Raw genomic sequence first — 17,675 nt, 5'->3', positions numbered from 1 at the left:
CAATATTAATTAATCAATTAAGGAAACCCCGTTTAAATCAGTAGTTAAAATATCACTCATCAAATTAAAATATGGACGAATGGATTTAAATGCAGTATTTACTTCATCCATAAAATCAGCTGAAAGCACCTCTTTATCTGTATATTTTTTAATGAACATAAATTGCTTTCTACGAATTAATTCTATATTCTCATGTTCCTTATTAAAACCTTTTGGAGCGGTCTTAACAGCATCACCTACCATAGCTCCCCAAATGTTTTTAAAACTTTTGTCATTAAGAATGTCATTAATTTCGGTAGCATCCAATTCAAACTCTTTACGAATTCGCAATAAATCTTCTTTTTCAGGGTTCCAAAAACCAGTCGCTATAAAAGAATCTCCTGGAGCAATTTGTAAGTAATATCCACCTCGTAATTTTGGTTTTATTCGGTTATAAGAACCTCCAAAATGGGTTTTATAGGGAGCTTTATTCTTTGAGAAACGTACATCTCTATAAATTCGGAACATTTTTAATTTATCAACCTCATCATGTTCCTGTATTTTTTTCAACAATTCATTATAGAATTGCTTTACCTCCGCCTCAATTTGCTTAAACTCTGGTTTACGTTCGTTAAACCAATCTCTATTATTGTTCTTTTCTAGTTTTTTAAAAAAAGTAAATGCCTCTTGAGGTATCATGGTCGCCATAGATATGTTTTATTTTTCTCAAAGATAAGGAAGATAATTTACATCAAAAGTGTGAAATATCATTATTTTTCATACCTTAGTGACTGTTTATCAACCAGTAACAATATATTTACATTAACTAAACCCAATTAAACATGACCAATTCAATAAGAAAAACAAAACCTCCCATGTGGTTCTGGATCGCAAGTCTAATTGCACTTTTGTGGAACGGAATGGGTGTATTACAGTATTTGCAACAAGCTTATAACACCGAAAGTTTTAGGGCAATGTATACCGATGAACAACTCTCAATGATTGCAAACACGCCTTCTTGGGTAATAGCAGCCTTTGCCATTGCTGTTTTTGGTGGACTTCTAGGTGCATTCGCTTTAGTACTTAGAAAAAAATGGGCAAGACCTCTATTTTTAGTTTCCTTAATCGGGATAATAGTACAGATGGTTTACAACCTATTTATAAGCAATGCCATGGAAGTTTATGGTCCAGGTGCTATTGCTATGCCAATTATGGTATTGGTTGTAGGTATAATATTACTCTGGTTTTCTAAAAAGAGTATTGCTAAGGGATGGATCTCTTAAACTACTTCGCTAATAATAAATAGGCTGTTTAAAAAGTCTTTTCAATTGTTAATTCGTGCGGAGTCAAGATCGACAACTAATGAGGTTCAATTGCATCTTGACTTCGCTCGATATGACAATGTATCTCGACTCCGCTCGATGTGATAAAAGGATAAAAAAGTAAACTTTTTAAACAGCCCTTTTCACCTATAAATCATTTATATAACTTCCGTACAGGTCATTAAATCGGTACCCTTTAGTAAATCTACTTTTGTTTAATTTTTTATGCTCTACAAGTGCCCATAAAACAAATTCTTTAAAGAAATAACGATCGTTTTTAGCAACCTCTGGTTGATATTTATCTATCAATACGTCTAAAGCTTTAATTTTATCAAGTTCATTTTTATACATTTCATCGGTCATGTCATCCAACAACTCAAAATTACTTTCATCGAAAAACCATTGTATAATTTTATCATAGGGCGTAACCTCCTCTTTATGTTGCAATTTTTGAATTTCAGGAAAATAATCTGGAAATAATGTTTTAATTGCATCAGCAATCAAGGTTTTAGCTACAAATGAAGCTCCTTCTTGTTCGCCTTCATATACCAACTCTACTTTACCAGTAATTGCAGGAATAACGCCTAAAAAATCTAACAATCGAACCGAGGTAGCACTATCAGAAGTTCGTATACTCCTACGTTCTGCCGTACTTAATAAATTCTCAAAAATAGTAATACTCATACGTGCACTTACACCACTTTTAGCATCTATATACTCACTTTCTCTCGCTTCAAAACTAATTTGTTCTAGCAATTTCTTTGCGATGTCTGGCACATGAATTTTCTCTAACTGTGGCTTGTCTGCATTTGCTTCTTGATTGGTAATCTTTTGAGCAATTTCGATAGACTCTGGGTAATGAGTCAATATTTGAGATCCTATTCTATCTTTTAACGGCGTTACAATACTTCCCCTATTGGTATAATCTTCAGGATTTGCAGTAAAAATGAATTGTAAATCTAAAGGTAAACGCAATTTAAAACCTCTAATTTGGATATCACCTTCTTGTAAAATATTAAATAATGAAACTTGAATCCGAGCTTGTAAATCGGGCAACTCATTAATTACAAAAATAGATCGATTGGCTCTCGGTATCATTCCGAAATGGATAACCCGATCATCAGCATAGCTCAATTTTAGGTTCGCCGCTTTTATGGGGTCAACATCTCCTATTAAATCTGCTACCGTAACATCTGGTGTCGCCAACTTTTCATAAAAACGGTCATCTCTATGAAGCCATACAATAGGTGTATCATCTTGCTTTTCATTAATTAAATCATTAGCGTAACGTGATAATGGTCTTAAGGGATCATCATTAATTTCAGAACCTTCTACAACGGGAATATATTCATCTAATAAATTAACCATTAAACGAGCTAAACGCGTTTTTGCCTGTCCACGTAAACCTAGTAAATTGATATTATGACGTGAAAGAATAGCCGTTTCTAATTCAGGTATTACTGAATTTTCATACCCCCAAACTCCTTCAAATACATTTTCTTCTAATTTTATTTTTTCGATTAAATTATCTCTCAATTCATCTTTAATAGACTTTGATTGATACCCTGCTTTTTTTAAAGCACCTAATGTTTTTATATTTTCAATTTTCATATCGTCTTTTATCCTTTTAATCGTTTCTTTCTATTTTGTTCATAATCCTCAAAAATCATTTCTCCCAAGCCTTGCAGGCCAGTATAAAATGCTTTTCCCTGATTTGCCTGAGTAAATTCTCGTACAAACTGCATTAAATATTGATCTTGAGCAATCATAAATGTAGTAATAGGTATGTGTAACTTACGAGCTTGACTCGCCATATTATAACATTTCTCTACGATGAATTGATCTAAACCATTGCTATTTTTATAATACTGACCATCAGGCATTCGCAAACAACTTGGCTTACCATCCGTTATCATAAAAATTTGTTTATTCGTATTCCGCTTTCTCCGGAGCATATCCATTGCCAATTGTAGACCAGCAACGGTATTTGTATGATAGGGTCCTACTTTTAAATAGGGTAAATCTTTAATAGCTATTGGCCAAGCGTCATTACCAAATACTAAAATATCTAAGGTATCTTTTGGATATCTAGTCGTAATTAATTCTGCTAATGCCATGGCTACTTTTTTGGCTGGAGTAATACGATCTTCACCATATAAAATCATACTATGACTTATATCTATCATTAAAACCGTACTCATCTGAGCCTTAAAATTGGTTTCTTCTACCACTAAATCATTTTCATTGAGTATAAACTCACCAATCCCATTATGTATTTGTGCATTTTTAATACTTTCCGTCATTGAGATATTGTCAAGACCATCTCCATAGCGATAATTACGGAACTCACCCGTATGTTCGTCTCCTTGCCCTATGATTTTTGCCTTGTGATTACCAGAGCGACTTCTCTTTAAATTACCAAAAATTTGATCTAATGCTTTTTGCCGAATGGCACGTTCTGTTTTCGCAGTAATTGTCATACCACCACCCTTCTCAGGATCAATTTCATCACGTAGGTATCCCTTCTTCTTAAGATCTTCAATAAAATCATCAAGGGTATACTCAGCCGTAGTCAAATCATACTCCTTATCAAGTTGTGCTAGCCAGTCTAGGGCTTCTTCAACATCACCAGAAGTATGCGTTATCAACTCTTTAAAAATTTCAAAGAGTTTATCAAAAGGAGAAATATGAGGAGCTTCGTAGTTTTCGAAACGTAACCCTTTTTTAAAGATGTTATTCATCGTATAAAAATAGGAACAAAATATTACAATAACTCTAACAAAATGTTAATTAATGCCGTGTCTTTAGCACTTCAACAACATCATTTAGTTTATATCCTTTCGCTTGTAATAGTATAAGATAATGAAAAAGTAAATCAGCTGACTCATTTAAAAACAAATCGTCATTGTCATCTTTTGCTTCTATAACAACTTCTACAGCCTCCTCACCAACTTTTTGAGCTATTTTATTCATACCATCTTCAAATAGGGAAGCCACATAGCTTTTCTTTCCATCTGAATTTTCTTTTCTGTCAGTTATAACCGATTCTAATTCTGATAAAAATCCGAAAGTTGTTTTGTTATCTTCTCCCCAACAGGTATCCGTTCCTTTATGACAGGTAGGCCCAACTGGTGCCACACTTACCAATAAGGTATCATTATCGCAGTCTAACTTTATATCCACTAAATTTAGAAAATTTCCACTTTCTTCACCTTTAGTCCATAATCTATTTTTAGTCCTACTAAAAAAAGTTACTTTTTTACTATCAATAGTTTGTTGATAAGCTTCGGCATTCATATAGCCCAACATCAATACATTTTTAGTCAATGCATCTTGAATTATTGCGGGTACTAATCCGTCACTATTTTTATTAAAATCGATCTTCATGTTCTATTAATTATAACCTTACAGGAATATTATGCGATTGCAATTCCTTTTTTAATTCGTTAATTTCAATTTCTTTAAAATGAAAAACACTTGCTGCTAATGCTGCATCAGATTTTCCATCTACAAAAGTATCAATAAAATGTTGATTAGTACCTGCTCCACCCGAAGCAATTATCGGAATATTTAATTCCGTTGATAATTTGGCCAATGCCTTATTTGCAAATCCGTTTTTAGTACCATCATGATCCATCGAGGTAAATAATATTTCACCGGCTCCTCTTTGCTCTACCTCTTTTGCCCATTCAAACAAATCTAATTCTGTAGGTACCTTTCCTCCTACCAAATGCACTGTCCATTTTCCATCAATTTGTTTTGCATCTATGGCAACTACAATACACTGACTGCCAAATTTAGCGGATAATTGATTAATTAAATCAGGATTTTTAACGGCCGATGAGTTAATAGATACTTTATCAGCTCCACATTTTAACAATACATCAACATCTTCAACTGAAGAAATTCCACCACCAACGGTAAAAGGTATGTTTACTTTTTCAGAAACATGTAATACTAAGTCGGCCAAGGTTTTTCTACGTTCTTCGGTAGCTGAAATATCTAAGAATACCAATTCATCGGCACCGTTTTCAGCATAAATAGCCGCCAATTCTACTGGATCACCAGCATCTCTTAAATCGACAAAATTTACACCCTTCACAGTGCGTCCGTTCTTGATATCTAAACAGGGTATGATTCTTTTTGTTAACATGATTTCTTTTACTCTCACATCAGCGAGAATGTTTTTAAATTAATTATATATTCTGAATTCCAGTTTTAGAATAACCCTTTGAAACTTCAAAAAACAACACTGTGTTATTCAATTCCTCAGATTGTGCACCTCAATTACTAAAAATTTATTTTACAATTAGGCAAAGCTTCTTTAATTCTTAATTGTTCTTCTCCTGAAAAATTATTATTCTTTAAATTTAGACGTATTAATTTTTTTAAATTACCTATAGACTCAGGCATTTTAGTAAGTTGATTAGATTCTAAATCTAGATATTTTAAATTGCTTAGTTTTCCAAAACTTTCTGGCAGTTCAACAAGCTTATTATTTGATAAACTTATGGCTGTTAAAACGGTTATATTTCCAATAGAGTTTGGTAAATGCTCTAGTAAATTATTCTTTAGGTCTATCTCTTTCCATTTTACATTTCCGATGGACTCAGGTAATGATTTAATTAAATTATTATCGAGGTCAATTCCTTCTAATTTTAATTGATCGATAGCCTCCGGTAATGCTGTTAATTTATTACGACGAAGGTTTAAATCTACTAGATTAGGAATTTTACAAATTGTATCAGGAAGGCTTGTTAACTTATTATGACCTAAATCTAACTTTTCTAATGCAATAAGGTTACCCATACTTAAAGGAACTGTAATTAATTCATTACCACTCAGGTTTAATTCTTTTAGTGTGCTTAATTTTCCAATACTATTAGCTATTTTTTTAATTTTATTATTCGGAATATGCAGTTTTTCTAGCGTTTTAGAATTACATAAAGATGCTGGTAATTCTTCAATTAGATTGTTCCATAAATTCACCTTTTTTATAGATTTCATTTCTCCCAACCAATAAGGCACCGTCTTTAGATTATTATAGCCTAAGAATAATTCTTCTAAACTATGTAAGGACTTTATAGTTGCAGGTATACTTGTGAGTTTATTTTCAGATAAATCTAAAGACTTAAGATGTTGTAATTTTACAAAAGACGCTGGCAACTTGTTATGAAATATTCTTCCCAAATCTAATTTCTCTAAATTTGATAGATTACCAAAAGCTTCTGGTAATACTATTCCTCTATTTAAATTTAAATTTAATTCTTTTAGAGCACTTAAATCACCAATGCTTTTAGGTAATGTTTTTAGAGTGTTATGTCGTAAATCTAAAAATTCTAATTGTTGTAAATTTTTAATTGATTCCGAAATTTCAGTTAAGTTATTAAGTGATACATCTAGTTTTTTTAATTTTTTCAGTTCCCAAATTCCATCTGGCAAACTGTTAAGATGCCTGTATGATAATTTTAATGTTTCAATGGTAAGATCTTCTAATTCGGAAGGCAATACTACTTTTTCTTTTTTAACAGATTCACTAATTCCCGAAACTTCAACAACAGTTTCTACTTTCTGAGCATTAGTTATGAATGCTTGAAATAAAAGCAACACTGTAAGTATTATTATTTTTTTCAACCTATCTCTATTTTAATATAAAGTCTTCCAATTGTTTCAAACTAATTCTATTTTCATAGATGGCTTTTCCTATAATAGTACCTTCACATCCTAACTCGGCTAGCTTCGGAAGTTCATCAAAAGTTGAAATACCTCCAGAAGCTATTAAATTAATCTTTGGTACTTCTGACAACAGCCGTTTATACAATTCAAATGACGGACCTTCTAACATCCCATCTTTACTAATATCTGTACAAATAACATATTTTATTCCTTCTTCTTGATAGCCATGCACAAAAGGGATCAATTCTTTATCAGATTCTTCTAACCATCCGCTTATCGCAATTTTTTCACCTAAGGCATCTGCACCCAAAATAATTTTATCTGCACCATATTTACGAATCCAACCTTTAAAAGTCTCCGGATTTTTTACAGCAATACTTCCACCAGTGATTTGATTTGCACCACTATCAAAAGCAATTTTAAGATCGTCATCCGATTTTAATCCACCACCAAAGTCAATATGTAAACTTGTTTGAGAAGCAATTTTCTCTAAGACCTTATAATTGACAATATGACTTGCTTTTGCCCCATCTAGATCTACCAGATGTAAATGTTTGATGCCATGTGCTTCAAATTGCTTAGCCACTTCGAGTGGACTCTCATTATATATTTTTTTTGTAGCATAATCACCTTTCGATAATCGTACACATTTACCATCTATGATGTCTATGGCGGGAATAATTCTCATTTTTTCTAATTAAATTAAATATATTTTAAATAGGGCATACACCTCTAAAGTTCCCTCAAGGGGACAATCTTACAATTAAACTTCTGCTATTATAAACTATCTCGGTACTTCTACAGATTGAACTATCATTTCTATTACTTTATCCGTCGTCATTCCTTCCATTTCTCGTTCTGGAGTTAGAATAATTCTATGCCTTAACACAGGAGTCATGGCTTTTTTCACATCTTCAGGTATTACAAAATCACGACCATTAATGGCTGCAAAACCTTTAGATGCCATTAACACGGCAATACTTGCTCTTGGCGAACCTCCTAAGTATAAATGTGGATGATTTCTTGTTTTAATTATGATTTCTGCGATGTATTTAATAATCTTTTCTTCTACTAAAATTTCATAAATCTTACTTCTATACTCCGCTAAATCTTTTTCAGACAGTACTGATTTTACTTGTGATTGTGGCGATGCTCCTTTACGATTATTGTGTGATTGAATGATCATCACCTCTTCCTCTAAATTAGGATAACCTACATTAATTTTAAATAAAAAACGGTCTAATTGAGCTTCTGGTAATGCATAGGTACCTTCTTGCTCTATTGGATTCTGCGTGGCCAATACCATAAAAGGTGGTGGCATCAAATACTTAGTACCATCTATTGTTATTTGGCGTTCTTCCATTACCTCAAACAACGCCGCTTGTGTCTTCGCAGGGGCACGATTAATTTCATCTATCAGTACGAGATTAGAAAATATGGGTCCTTTTTTAAACTCAAAATCCGATGTTTTCATATTTAATACTGACGTACCCAATACGTCTGATGGCATTAAATCGGGTGTAAACTGAATTCTATTAAAATCTGTAGCAATAGTTTTTGCTAATAACTTAGCCGTAACTGTTTTTGCGACTCCAGGGACCCCTTCTATCAGTACATGTCCATCTGCCAAGAGTGCTACCAACAGCAATTCCATAAATTCTCCTTGCCCCACAATTACTTGATGCAATTGTTCTTTTATTTGCTCTACCGCAATTTTTAACTTACTTAAATCTATTCTGCTATTAAAATGTAAGCCTTCTTCTGGGGTTTGTTCCGTGTTTTCCATGTCTATACAGGATTTTTAAATTTTTCTATTAAAGAATTAAGACCAATCAATTCTTCCTTTGTAATTGTATTTTTTTGATGGATTACGTCTATCAGTTTAAAAAGCTTTTTTACATCGTCCAATTTATGTCCACTTCTTGAAGCTACATAAGTATAAAAACTATCATTAATAGTTACCGTTGGCACATGTAATTTAGTGCGAATATACTCTAACAAATAGGTAATCTTATGTTCTGCAATATTTTTATGTTCTGACTTTTCGTAATACATATTTGCTATGGTACGCGTAAATGCCAAAGTTTGATTTTTTAATGGTGTAATAATCGGAATATAACGTTGCTTGCGTTTCCCTTCGAAAATAATAAAAATTAGTACCCCAATTAAGGTGATATAATAGGCCCATTTCAAACTTTTTGAGCCTAATATATATTGCATTGGCGATGTTATTTGGCTCTTTCCCGTTTTATAATAAGCATCCCAAAGAATGGGTTTTGAAGCATCTAAATAAGACAACACTGAAGCGGTATATTGCTGGTTAGGCGATTTTAAAATATAATAATTGGTAAATGCCTCAGGAAAAGTATGAAAATAAAAATTCCCCTTTCCATAAGGTTCTTTAAGGAAATTAATGCCTTCAGAAACCCTTTCCCCATCCGAATTGAGATAGCCTGTTATGCCCAACACTGTTGCTTTTAAGGTATCTATTTCAGAAAAAGTAGTGTTATAAAAACCTCTATCAAAACTAAATTCTTTCTTACTTAAATTCTTATTATAAAGCTTAAAAAACACATCTTGCTCATATTCAACTGAAGAAATCCCCTCGGTTTTTAGATGTAAGGTATCAATATTAGTACCGTGCGTTGATATAAAGACATCGTTACCTCGCTCTACAAATTGCAACAACTTGTTAAACTCATCTTCACCAAAATTTACTCCATCATTAACAAAAAAATAGGTTCCCATTTTGGTTGTGTCTTGCAAAAAAACATAAGGAGGAGTGGTAATGTCTTGAATTTCTGTATCAGGGAAAATAGTTTCTAATTCGTTACGCAACACATAAGTACCATAAGGTAATTTGTGCTTTGCAGCATAGGTAGGAAACCAATTTAATGGCTTAGGCTTAACGCTTTCCAAATAAATAAAAGCCATAAACACGAGTATAGCACCCCCTAACAATATTTTAGATCTCTTACTCAAATTACTTTATCAATTTTGTAAGTTCGTTTAATTGATTTTCTGCTTTTACAAACTCTGTTTCATTCAATTCAAAATTTCCATACCAAACAAAATCATACAAATAGGTACCTGACGCAAACTTATGTTTTAAAGTTTCGGATGTTATTTCTTTAATATAATCTTCATTTGTTTTTTGTTGTTGCCAATCAATTATCTCTGAGTTAGACAGCTTTTGTAAAACCATAAGGTAATAGTATCTTACTGCGAGTCTGTAATTTTTTTGAGCAATTGCATTTTTTATTAATTCGGGTAAGTCTTCACTCTTTATCAATTCTTCATCATCAGTTAATCGAACTGTTGATGTATTTGTAGTGCCTGAAATAAGGCTACTTGTATTCACTTTTAAAAAGAATTTTATCAATAAAAACAATACAACCGCTGCAATAGCATAAGGTATAATTCTAACCAAAAATCCCATAATACCTGTGGCAACCTCATTACCAAATATAGCTCTTAATATATTCAAAAACACTCGATACAACCAATCGAGTGCCCGCTCTAACATAGAAGGCTCTCTTATTTCAACTTTATAATTGAAATTTTTATCTGCATTATAGTCGTCAAGGTTGTTCGTATCAAACTTTTTTAATTCAATGGCTTGCTTATCTACCTGAACCTTTAGCGAATCTTGTTGAGCATTACTGTTTAAAGTAACTAAAACGAATATGTAAAATAAGATTTTTTTCAAAGGATTATTGACCTAAACTATCAATTTTTTCGATGGTTCCTGTTAAATTCTTTTGCTCATTTAAATCGTAATAGATAAAAACAGATGCTATTAATGTAATTGAAGACAATACAAATTTACCTATAAAAGAAATTATATTTAAACCCATACTAATAGGATCATTAAGTGCCTTTACAATTTCTGTGGGATCATTACTTCCAATTGTTGTACCTCCACTTATCAAATCATAGAACATTGCAGGTATTGAAAAGGCATATCCTAATATATTAACTAAAATAGTTACCACAAGTAACACCCCAAAAGTGTTCCACCATTGTTCTTTTATTAAAACAAAGCAATGTGAGATACTTTCGCCAACACTTTTATCTTCAAATACCATAATTGAAGTAGCTAAGGATAATACTACCCATAAATAAATACCGGGTAAATAACATAAAACAGCTCCAAAACCAATCATTAACACTATTAGAATCCCTAAACCTAAAAATTTAAATATATTTTTATATGTATTTGATTTTACATCCTCAATGTTGACCTCTCCATTATTCTCTATATAAGATTTTATATAATATAACGATGTTAAAGACACCATGATAAAGACCAACATAAATACGACTACCATCAAGCCAATCCACCCAAACATAGGTATCATTAATCCAAACATATCATTAGGATTTGAACTATTTACCATACCCGCCATTTCACCAGCAACTCCTAGGTAATAACCTAAAATTACAACCATCAATATTGATCCCGCCAAAATAAATGGTCCTGCAATTTTAATTATGGCACTAAAATAAGATTTCCAATTTTCTCTAATAAAGGCAAAAGTGTCATTAATTATGGCACCCAAATCTCTTTCCTTTTTAAATTCAATAAAACTATGATTCTCCATATTCTAGATTTTGTTTGGTTAATTTGATTGGATAATAAACGTAATAATATAATATACTAAATAAGGAGGCCGCTATAATTAATAAAGCCAACCAATCTGGCATTTCTGTATGTCTTGTCACAAACCCTTCTAAAAAACCTGCGACAATAAAAAACGGAATGGTACTAACCATAATTTTTAACCCCGCCTTGAAACTGCGTTTAAAAGAATCTAATCGGGTATACGTTCCCGGAAAAAGGAGACCATTACCTAATACCATTCCCGCACATGAGGCTATCACTATCACCGAAATTTCTATGGTACCGTGGATCCAAATGGTACGGGTTGATTCCCATAGTAAATCATTGTCGTAAAAAAAATACAAAAAGGAACCTAACATGATACCATTTCGCATCATTATATACAGCGTACCTACAGAGAATAACATCCCCAATAGAAAAGCATACATGGCTACTTTTATATTATTAATAGTTATTGAAACCGCCATTGCCGTTTCGCCTTCCTGCTTATAAACAGCCATTGGATCACCTTTGGCAATATTTTCTAGAGTCATATTCACATAAGAATCACCAAGTATAAGCCTCACAAAGTCACCATCTTTAGCAGCAGAAAAAGCACCTACTATGGTAAAAAATGCAAATACTAAAAACGCAATTAATAATTGTTTACGATGGGCATAAAACGCTAAAGGAAATTCCGTTTTAAAGAAACTAACAAGTCTATTCTTTCCTTCTTTTTTTGTTTTGTAAATCTTTCTATGAGCAGTAGACGCTACTGTATTTAAGTATTTTACAGTATTACTTTTAGGATAGAAGGTTTTGGCATAACTCAAATCATCTGTAATTTCTATGTATAAATCAGATAATTTATCGGGCGAAATTTGTTGTTGGTTGGATAGCACATTTTCAAATAACTGCCATCTTTCCTTATGTTTTTTTACAAAAGCCGCTTCTCGCATTGCTATTTTTTAATTCTTTTATAAAAAGAAAAATCATATTTTAAATTGTAGATTCTTTTTATATTCGCCTGTTTTTAGTTTCCAAAACTATTTGTACAAATAAACGTAAAAATGGATAATTTTCAAATAGAAACCGCCCAAAATGTAAGCATTAATCAAAATGTTGCCAATGTGAGTACCAGAATAGGTTCTTTTCTTATAGATCTATTAATTATTGTTGGGTATTACATTATAATGTTTTTGATATTAAACGCTATTGGCATTGAACAAAATATGGATTCTTGGCTCATCCTTACTATTATGGGATTACCTATTTTCTTTTACAGCTTAATCTTTGAAGTATTAATGAATGGACAAACACCAGGAAAATATGCTAATAAAATACGCGTAGTAAAAATAGATGGATCTAAACCTACTTTTGGCAGTTACCTAATACGATGGATGTTACGTTTAATTGATATAGACATTGCTTCTGGCTCTATAGCTTTACTAACGTTATTATTAAATGGTAAAGGGCAACGTCTTGGAGATATTGCAGCATCTACAACGGTTATTTCAGAAAAAAAACGAGTTACAATTCACGATACGTTAGTAGCAGATATTCCTGATAATTATGTACCAACATACCCTCAAGTCACCATGCTTTCTGATGCTGATATTCAATCGATTAAAGAGTTATATAGAACCGCTAAAAGAAAAGGAAATCATGGCGTTATCGTTAAATTACATAAAAAAATTATTGAAATAACAGATATAAAAACAGATATGATGGCCGTTGACTTTGTTGATTTGGTCATAAAAGATTACAACTATTATACACAACAATAAAAAAGCAACAAAAAATCAGATAACAAAAACCAAATAAATCTCAAAAATTAAAAAAATTAAATTATTTTGTTTTATTGAGATGTGAACATTAGTTGTTATTTGGTACTTGTAATTTGTTTATTAATTGAACCCATGACTATATTTTATTCTTTAGATCTTTTAGGAACTATCGCCTTTGCTGTATCTGGTACATTAACCGCTATCCATAAAAAGTTTGATCCTTTTGGTGTTTTTATTATTGCTTTTGCAACAGCCGTTGGTGGCGGAACCTTACGTGATGTGCTTATTGGAAGAACTCCAGTAGGTTGGATGCTTGACCTCAACTATGTCTATGCAATTATTGGTGCTACTATTTTTGCGATAATTATTAGAAAAAAGATAAACTACTTAAGCACTTCCTTATTTTTATTTGATACTATCGGACTCGGTATCTTTACCATCATTGGTACTGAAATTGGCGTACAGCAAGATTTACATCCTATTATCTGCGTAGCTTTAGGAGTGGTTTCTGCAACTTTTGGAGGTGTAATTAGAGATATTCTTTGTAATGAAATACCCGTAATTTTTCATAAAGAAATTTATGCCAGTGCCTGTATTGTTGGAGCCATCACATTTTTAGCCTTAAGTACATTTAATGTACCAGTTAATATCAACTATATTATTACTTCTCTGATAGTAATATTGATTCGGTTAATTTCTGTGAAATTTAAGCTTAGTCTACCTACTTTTATTGCCGATACAAAAGGCTAACGCTGTTCTTTAGTTTCAAAAGTTTTATTAACTCAGAAAATTTATCTCAGCACCTAAAAATTAATTAAATTTATAACTTGCAACTATAAATAATATAACTGCGATGTGGTTGTACAATTATTGTGGTGAATTTGAACAAAATAAATAAAAAGAGGTTGAAACGAAGTTTTGTAGTAATATCCATAATGATTTCCATTTTTGTGGTTTCAATTATTATTGACTCAAATGAATACAAAGAGGATAATAAATATTATAAAGAGGTTAATTTAAAACTAAAAGGTAAAATAACAGAAGTAAAACCTTTAACCTATGAGCAGAACCTTGGTATAATCGTAATTGAAATAACCGAATCAAACATTCAAAATTACGATGAGAGAAAAAGTTTAAAGCGATATTTAGGCGTAATAAAAAACAACAAAGCAAATTTAGTTTTTAATAGTATTAGTTCAGTAAAAAAAGGTGACTCCATTGTTTTAAATATTCAGAATTACAAACTTTATCGTAATGGAAAATTAATTGAAGAAAATGTTATTAGAATGCCTCCCAAAAGTTTCATTTTCACTCCTTTCAAAGAAATAAATACTTTAATTGATCTTTAATATGCAACATAATAATCCTAAAAAACTCTTAATTGCTGGAATACTAATGCTGGTATTAGGGATTGTAACCGTTTTTTTCTCTTATAAACAAATTCACATTAACCCATTAATTTTATTGGTTTTTGGGATTTTTTGGATTATTGGGGGAATTAATGGGATTAATAAATCTTTAAAAATTTCAAAGAAAAGCAAATAGAAAATACGCACCACAACAATTTAAAACAAAAACAGGGAGTATTGGTGCTTTAACAAAGGTTTTGTTGCATTTACAATGTGACAAATTTTTATATTCGTATCATGAAAAAACTTATTTTTATATTATGCATTACTGCAACACTTATTTCATGTAGCACAAAGGTTCAACAACCAAATATCGTATTTGTTTTTGCAGATCAATGGAGAGCAGCATCTATGGGCTATCTCGGCAATAAAGATGTAAAAACACCCAACCTTGATCAGCTTGCTTCTGAGGGCGTTTATTTTACCAATACCGTTTCTACAAGTCCCGTTTGTACGCCGTATAGAGCCATGCTCTTAACGGGCCAATATCCATTAAAAACGGGCATGTTTATGAATGATATTAGGCTTAATCCAGCATCCAATAGTTTTGCCAAGCTCTTTAAGCAAGAAGGATATAATACAGCTTATATTGGAAAGTGGCATTTAGATGGTAACGGTCGTTCTGCTTATATACCGAAAGAAAGAAGACAGGGTTTTGATTATTGGAAAGTGTTAGAATGTACGCACAGCTACAATAACTCTACCTATTGGGGAACCGATGATAAATTACATAATTGGGATGGCTATGATGCTGAAGCTCAAACAAAAGATGCTATTGCCTATATAGAAGAACAGTCTAAAAGTGATAAACCTTTTACCTTAATGCTATCTTGGGGGCCACCTCATGCTCCGTATGCAACGGCTCCTAAAGAATTTCAAGATTTATATGAAAATGTTGATATACAGCTAAGACAAAATGTACCAGAAAAACTTGCCGAGAAAACAAAAGCCATATTAAAAGGATATTATGCACATTGCTCTGCCCTTGATAGCTACATTAAACAATTACAAGATGCCATAAAGCGAAGTAATATTGAAGATAACACTATTTTCGTGTTTACTTCTGATCATGGAGATATGATTAATAGCCATGGCGAAACGAAAAAACAACGCATCTATGAAGAGTCGGTTAAAGTACCTTTTATTGTTAAATATCCAGCATTGCTTGGAAAAGAAGGCAAAAAAAGTGATTTCTTATTAAATACCTTAGATATACTTCCTACCCTATTGGGAATGTCAGGGGCTTCTATACCAGAAAATTTAGATGGAGAAAATATTACTGAAGTAATACTTGGTAAAAAAGAAGATGATAGAAAAGCATCACTTGTAGCATGTATTCAGCCTTTTGGTCAATGGAACAGAAGCCGAGGAGGTAAAGAGTTTAGAGGAATTGTAACAAAGACACATACCTATGCTAAAGACTTAAATGGCGAATGGTTGCTTTTTGATAATATTGCAGACCCCTATCAATTAAACAATCTGATCGGAAATCCGGATTATAATTCTATTTCCAAAAACTTGGAAGCATTACTTGCTGAACAACTCAACTCATTAGACGATGCGTTTTTAACAGGACCAACGTATGTTAAAAAATGGGGACATCAAGTTGATTCCACCGGAACGGTACCTTACAAATGGTAATGCTAAGTAACATGGTGCTTTTTTAAAAGTATTGAAGTTTAATTTAAATAGTATTTCATTCTAGGTGAGTTATGAACAGTCAATTGTGCTACTATATCTAATTATTTAATTTAGTATCTTTGAAACAGAACCTTAATTTAAACCTCTTGAAAAAAAAACCTATCAGACACAGGAAATCAAACGCCTCTAAAAAAGCGGGCTTGCCTCCTGGCAGCATTACCTATATTGGTAAAGAAAGATCAGAAGCTGCTATATTAGAAATGATAAGTTATAATCCTCAAGAGCTCTCTAAAGTAAAATATGACACCTGTGCAGAGCTTCACAAATACATGCAGCCCAATTCTGTAAATTGGATTAATGTTGATGGAATACATAATTACCAACTCATTAATGAATTTCATGATATTTTTAAACTTGACAATTTATTACTTGAAGATGTCTCCAACACCAATCAAAGACCAAAAGTGGAAGAATATGAGAATTACCTCTTCTTATCTTTAAAGATGCTACGTTACGACGAAGTGGAAAAAACCATTGATAGTGAGCAAATTAGCCTGGTTTTAAGTAAAGATTATGTCATTAGTTTTCAAGAAAAAACAGGTGATGTCTTTGGCCATATAAGAGAACGGATTGAAGCTCCTAAAGGACAAATACGAAGTAAAAAGAATGATTATCTATTTTATTCGCTCATAGATTCCATTGTTGATAATTACTTTATTGCCATTGAAAACATTGGTAATGACCTTGAAGATTTAGAGGATGAAATCTTTAACGATCCCTCACAAAAATCATTACAGAAAATTCATGCCTATAAAAATGTTTTATTAGTATTGAGAAGGTCTATCTATCCTTTACGGGAATCTGTCAATAAATTACTTCGTGATAATGACAAATTTATTAGCCCGAGAAACATTAAATATTTTAATGATGTTCATGATCATACCATTCAAATTATTGACATCTTAGAATCTTATAGAGATGTAGTTTCAGGTTTAAAAGATAGTTACCTGTCTAGCTTGAGTCTTAAAATGAATCAGGTAATGCAAGTACTTACCATTATGGCTACCATTTTTATTCCACTAACCTTTATTGCAGGTATTTATGGAATGAATTTCGAAACCATCCCTGAATTAAAATGGGAATATGGATATTATTATTTCTGGGCTATTTCTATAGCTATCGGAATTGGATTGTTATTCTATTTTAAAAAGAAAAAGTGGTTGTAATAGCTCTTTAAATTCAAATTATTCTATACATA

Annotated in this window: 18 protein-coding genes; 6 read left to right on the top strand and 12 right to left on the bottom strand. The window is 32.0% G+C overall.

Annotated elements, in window-relative coordinates; translation table 11 throughout:
* Positions 1 to 9: 9 nt before the first annotated feature.
* Entirely contained in the window at positions 10 to 687 is a 678-nt protein-coding gene (locus FF125_RS08785) for a DUF2461 domain-containing protein (RefSeq protein ID WP_138949418.1), read from the bottom strand.
* A gap of 134 nt (positions 688 to 821) precedes the next feature.
* On the opposite strand from FF125_RS08785, the gene FF125_RS08780 reads away from it, so the two are divergent.
* Positions 822 to 1,262, top strand: coding sequence for a hypothetical protein (locus FF125_RS08780; protein WP_138949417.1), 441 nt, complete (start codon positions 822 to 824; stop codon positions 1,260 to 1,262).
* A gap of 186 nt (positions 1,263 to 1,448) precedes the next feature.
* Here FF125_RS08780 and FF125_RS08775 read toward each other — a convergent pair whose 3' ends face one another.
* From FF125_RS08775 to FF125_RS08725, 11 genes are all read right to left on the bottom strand, one after another.
* Entirely contained in the window at positions 1,449 to 2,912 is a 1,464-nt protein-coding gene (locus tag FF125_RS08775) for a magnesium chelatase (protein ID WP_138949416.1), read from the bottom strand.
* Between the two features lie 8 nt (positions 2,913 to 2,920).
* Positions 2,921 to 4,042, bottom strand: a complete 1,122-nt coding sequence (locus FF125_RS08770; RefSeq protein ID WP_138949415.1) for a vWA domain-containing protein — start codon at positions 4,040 to 4,042, stop codon at positions 2,921 to 2,923.
* Between the two features lie 49 nt (positions 4,043 to 4,091).
* Positions 4,092 to 4,688: a bifunctional phosphoribosyl-AMP cyclohydrolase/phosphoribosyl-ATP diphosphatase HisIE gene (gene hisIE, locus FF125_RS08765; protein WP_138949414.1), complete on the bottom strand. Its 597-nt coding sequence runs from the start codon at positions 4,686 to 4,688 to the stop codon at positions 4,092 to 4,094.
* A 10-nt stretch (positions 4,689 to 4,698) separates the two neighbouring features.
* Entirely contained in the window at positions 4,699 to 5,454 is a 756-nt protein-coding gene (gene hisF / locus FF125_RS08760; protein WP_138949413.1) for an imidazole glycerol phosphate synthase subunit HisF, read from the bottom strand.
* 137 nt (positions 5,455 to 5,591) lie between these two features.
* Positions 5,592 to 6,935 carry a leucine-rich repeat domain-containing protein gene (locus FF125_RS08755; RefSeq protein WP_138949412.1) on the bottom strand — a complete coding sequence of 448 codons (1,344 nt, stop codon included), beginning with the start codon at positions 6,933 to 6,935 and terminating at the stop codon, positions 5,592 to 5,594.
* 7 nt (positions 6,936 to 6,942) lie between these two features.
* The gene (gene hisA, locus FF125_RS08750; RefSeq protein WP_138949411.1) at positions 6,943 to 7,665 is read right to left on the bottom strand and encodes a 1-(5-phosphoribosyl)-5-[(5-phosphoribosylamino)methylideneamino]imidazole-4-carboxamide isomerase; all 723 of its coding nucleotides are present in this window, start codon (positions 7,663 to 7,665) and stop codon (positions 6,943 to 6,945) included.
* 96 nt (positions 7,666 to 7,761) lie between these two features.
* Positions 7,762 to 8,763 (bottom strand): AAA family ATPase, encoded by a 1,002-nt coding sequence (locus FF125_RS08745; protein ID WP_138949410.1) that lies wholly within the window; start codon positions 8,761 to 8,763, stop codon positions 7,762 to 7,764.
* A gap of 2 nt (positions 8,764 to 8,765) precedes the next feature.
* Positions 8,766 to 9,911 (bottom strand): DUF4350 domain-containing protein, encoded by a 1,146-nt coding sequence (locus FF125_RS08740; RefSeq protein WP_138949409.1) that lies wholly within the window; start codon positions 9,909 to 9,911, stop codon positions 8,766 to 8,768.
* Positions 9,912 to 9,960: 49 nt separating this feature from the next.
* Positions 9,961 to 10,686 carry a DUF4129 domain-containing protein gene (locus FF125_RS08735; protein WP_138949408.1) on the bottom strand — a complete coding sequence of 242 codons (726 nt, stop codon included), beginning with the start codon at positions 10,684 to 10,686 and terminating at the stop codon, positions 9,961 to 9,963.
* A gap of 4 nt (positions 10,687 to 10,690) precedes the next feature.
* On the bottom strand, positions 10,691 to 11,581 hold the full coding sequence (locus FF125_RS08730) for a hypothetical protein (protein ID WP_138949407.1): 891 nt from the start codon (positions 11,579 to 11,581) through the stop codon (positions 10,691 to 10,693).
* Positions 11,568 to 12,539: a stage II sporulation protein M gene (locus tag FF125_RS08725; protein WP_138949406.1), complete on the bottom strand. Its 972-nt coding sequence runs from the start codon at positions 12,537 to 12,539 to the stop codon at positions 11,568 to 11,570. Before FF125_RS08725 ends, FF125_RS08730 begins: the two co-directional genes overlap by 14 nt.
* Before the next feature lie 111 nt (positions 12,540 to 12,650).
* Between FF125_RS08725 and FF125_RS08720 the strand changes: the two genes are divergently transcribed.
* The 5 genes from FF125_RS08720 (at position 12,651) to corA (ending at position 17,643) form a co-directional block, all read left to right on the top strand.
* A complete protein-coding gene (locus tag FF125_RS08720) occupies positions 12,651 to 13,367 on the top strand; it encodes an RDD family protein (RefSeq protein WP_138949405.1) in 717 nt (238 codons plus the stop codon).
* Between the two features lie 138 nt (positions 13,368 to 13,505).
* Positions 13,506 to 14,117, top strand: coding sequence for a trimeric intracellular cation channel family protein (locus tag FF125_RS08715; protein WP_138952479.1), 612 nt, complete (start codon positions 13,506 to 13,508; stop codon positions 14,115 to 14,117).
* A 155-nt stretch (positions 14,118 to 14,272) separates the two neighbouring features.
* Positions 14,273 to 14,716: a hypothetical protein gene (locus FF125_RS08710; protein ID WP_138949404.1), complete on the top strand. Its 444-nt coding sequence runs from the start codon at positions 14,273 to 14,275 to the stop codon at positions 14,714 to 14,716.
* 297 nt (positions 14,717 to 15,013) lie between these two features.
* Positions 15,014 to 16,417, top strand: coding sequence for a sulfatase family protein (locus FF125_RS08705; protein ID WP_138949403.1), 1,404 nt, complete (start codon positions 15,014 to 15,016; stop codon positions 16,415 to 16,417).
* A 146-nt stretch (positions 16,418 to 16,563) separates the two neighbouring features.
* Entirely contained in the window at positions 16,564 to 17,643 is a 1,080-nt protein-coding gene (corA, locus tag FF125_RS08700) for a magnesium/cobalt transporter CorA (protein WP_138949402.1), read from the top strand.
* The last annotated feature ends 32 nt before the right edge of the window (positions 17,644 to 17,675 follow it).

Origin of the sequence: Aureibaculum algae (assembly GCF_006065315.1) — a bacterium.
Classification (GTDB): Bacteria; Bacteroidota; Bacteroidia; order Flavobacteriales; family Flavobacteriaceae; genus Aureibaculum; species Aureibaculum algae.
This window is presented reverse-complemented; position numbering and strand designations above follow the sequence as displayed.

Coding starts and splice junctions, on each gene's coding strand:
- FF125_RS08785 (WP_138949418.1), bottom strand. CDS start 687: ATGGCGACCATGATACCTCAAGAGGCATTTACTTTTTTTAAAAAACTA.
- FF125_RS08780 (WP_138949417.1), top strand. CDS start 822: ATGACCAATTCAATAAGAAAAACAAAACCTCCCATGTGGTTCTGGATC.
- FF125_RS08775 (WP_138949416.1), bottom strand. CDS start 2,912: ATGAAAATTGAAAATATAAAAACATTAGGTGCTTTAAAAAAAGCAGGG.
- FF125_RS08770 (WP_138949415.1), bottom strand. CDS start 4,042: ATGAATAACATCTTTAAAAAAGGGTTACGTTTCGAAAACTACGAAGCT.
- hisIE (WP_138949414.1), bottom strand. CDS start 4,688: ATGAAGATCGATTTTAATAAAAATAGTGACGGATTAGTACCCGCAATA.
- hisF (WP_138949413.1), bottom strand. CDS start 5,454: ATGTTAACAAAAAGAATCATACCCTGTTTAGATATCAAGAACGGACGC.
- hisA (WP_138949411.1), bottom strand. CDS start 7,665: ATGAGAATTATTCCCGCCATAGACATCATAGATGGTAAATGTGTACGA.
- FF125_RS08745 (WP_138949410.1), bottom strand. CDS start 8,763: ATGGAAAACACGGAACAAACCCCAGAAGAAGGCTTACATTTTAATAGC.
- FF125_RS08740 (WP_138949409.1), bottom strand. CDS start 9,911: ATGGCTTTTATTTATTTGGAAAGCGTTAAGCCTAAGCCATTAAATTGG.
- FF125_RS08730 (WP_138949407.1), bottom strand. CDS start 11,581: ATGGAGAATCATAGTTTTATTGAATTTAAAAAGGAAAGAGATTTGGGT.
- FF125_RS08725 (WP_138949406.1), bottom strand. CDS start 12,539: ATGCGAGAAGCGGCTTTTGTAAAAAAACATAAGGAAAGATGGCAGTTA.
- FF125_RS08720 (WP_138949405.1), top strand. CDS start 12,651: ATGGATAATTTTCAAATAGAAACCGCCCAAAATGTAAGCATTAATCAA.
- FF125_RS08705 (WP_138949403.1), top strand. CDS start 15,014: ATGAAAAAACTTATTTTTATATTATGCATTACTGCAACACTTATTTCA.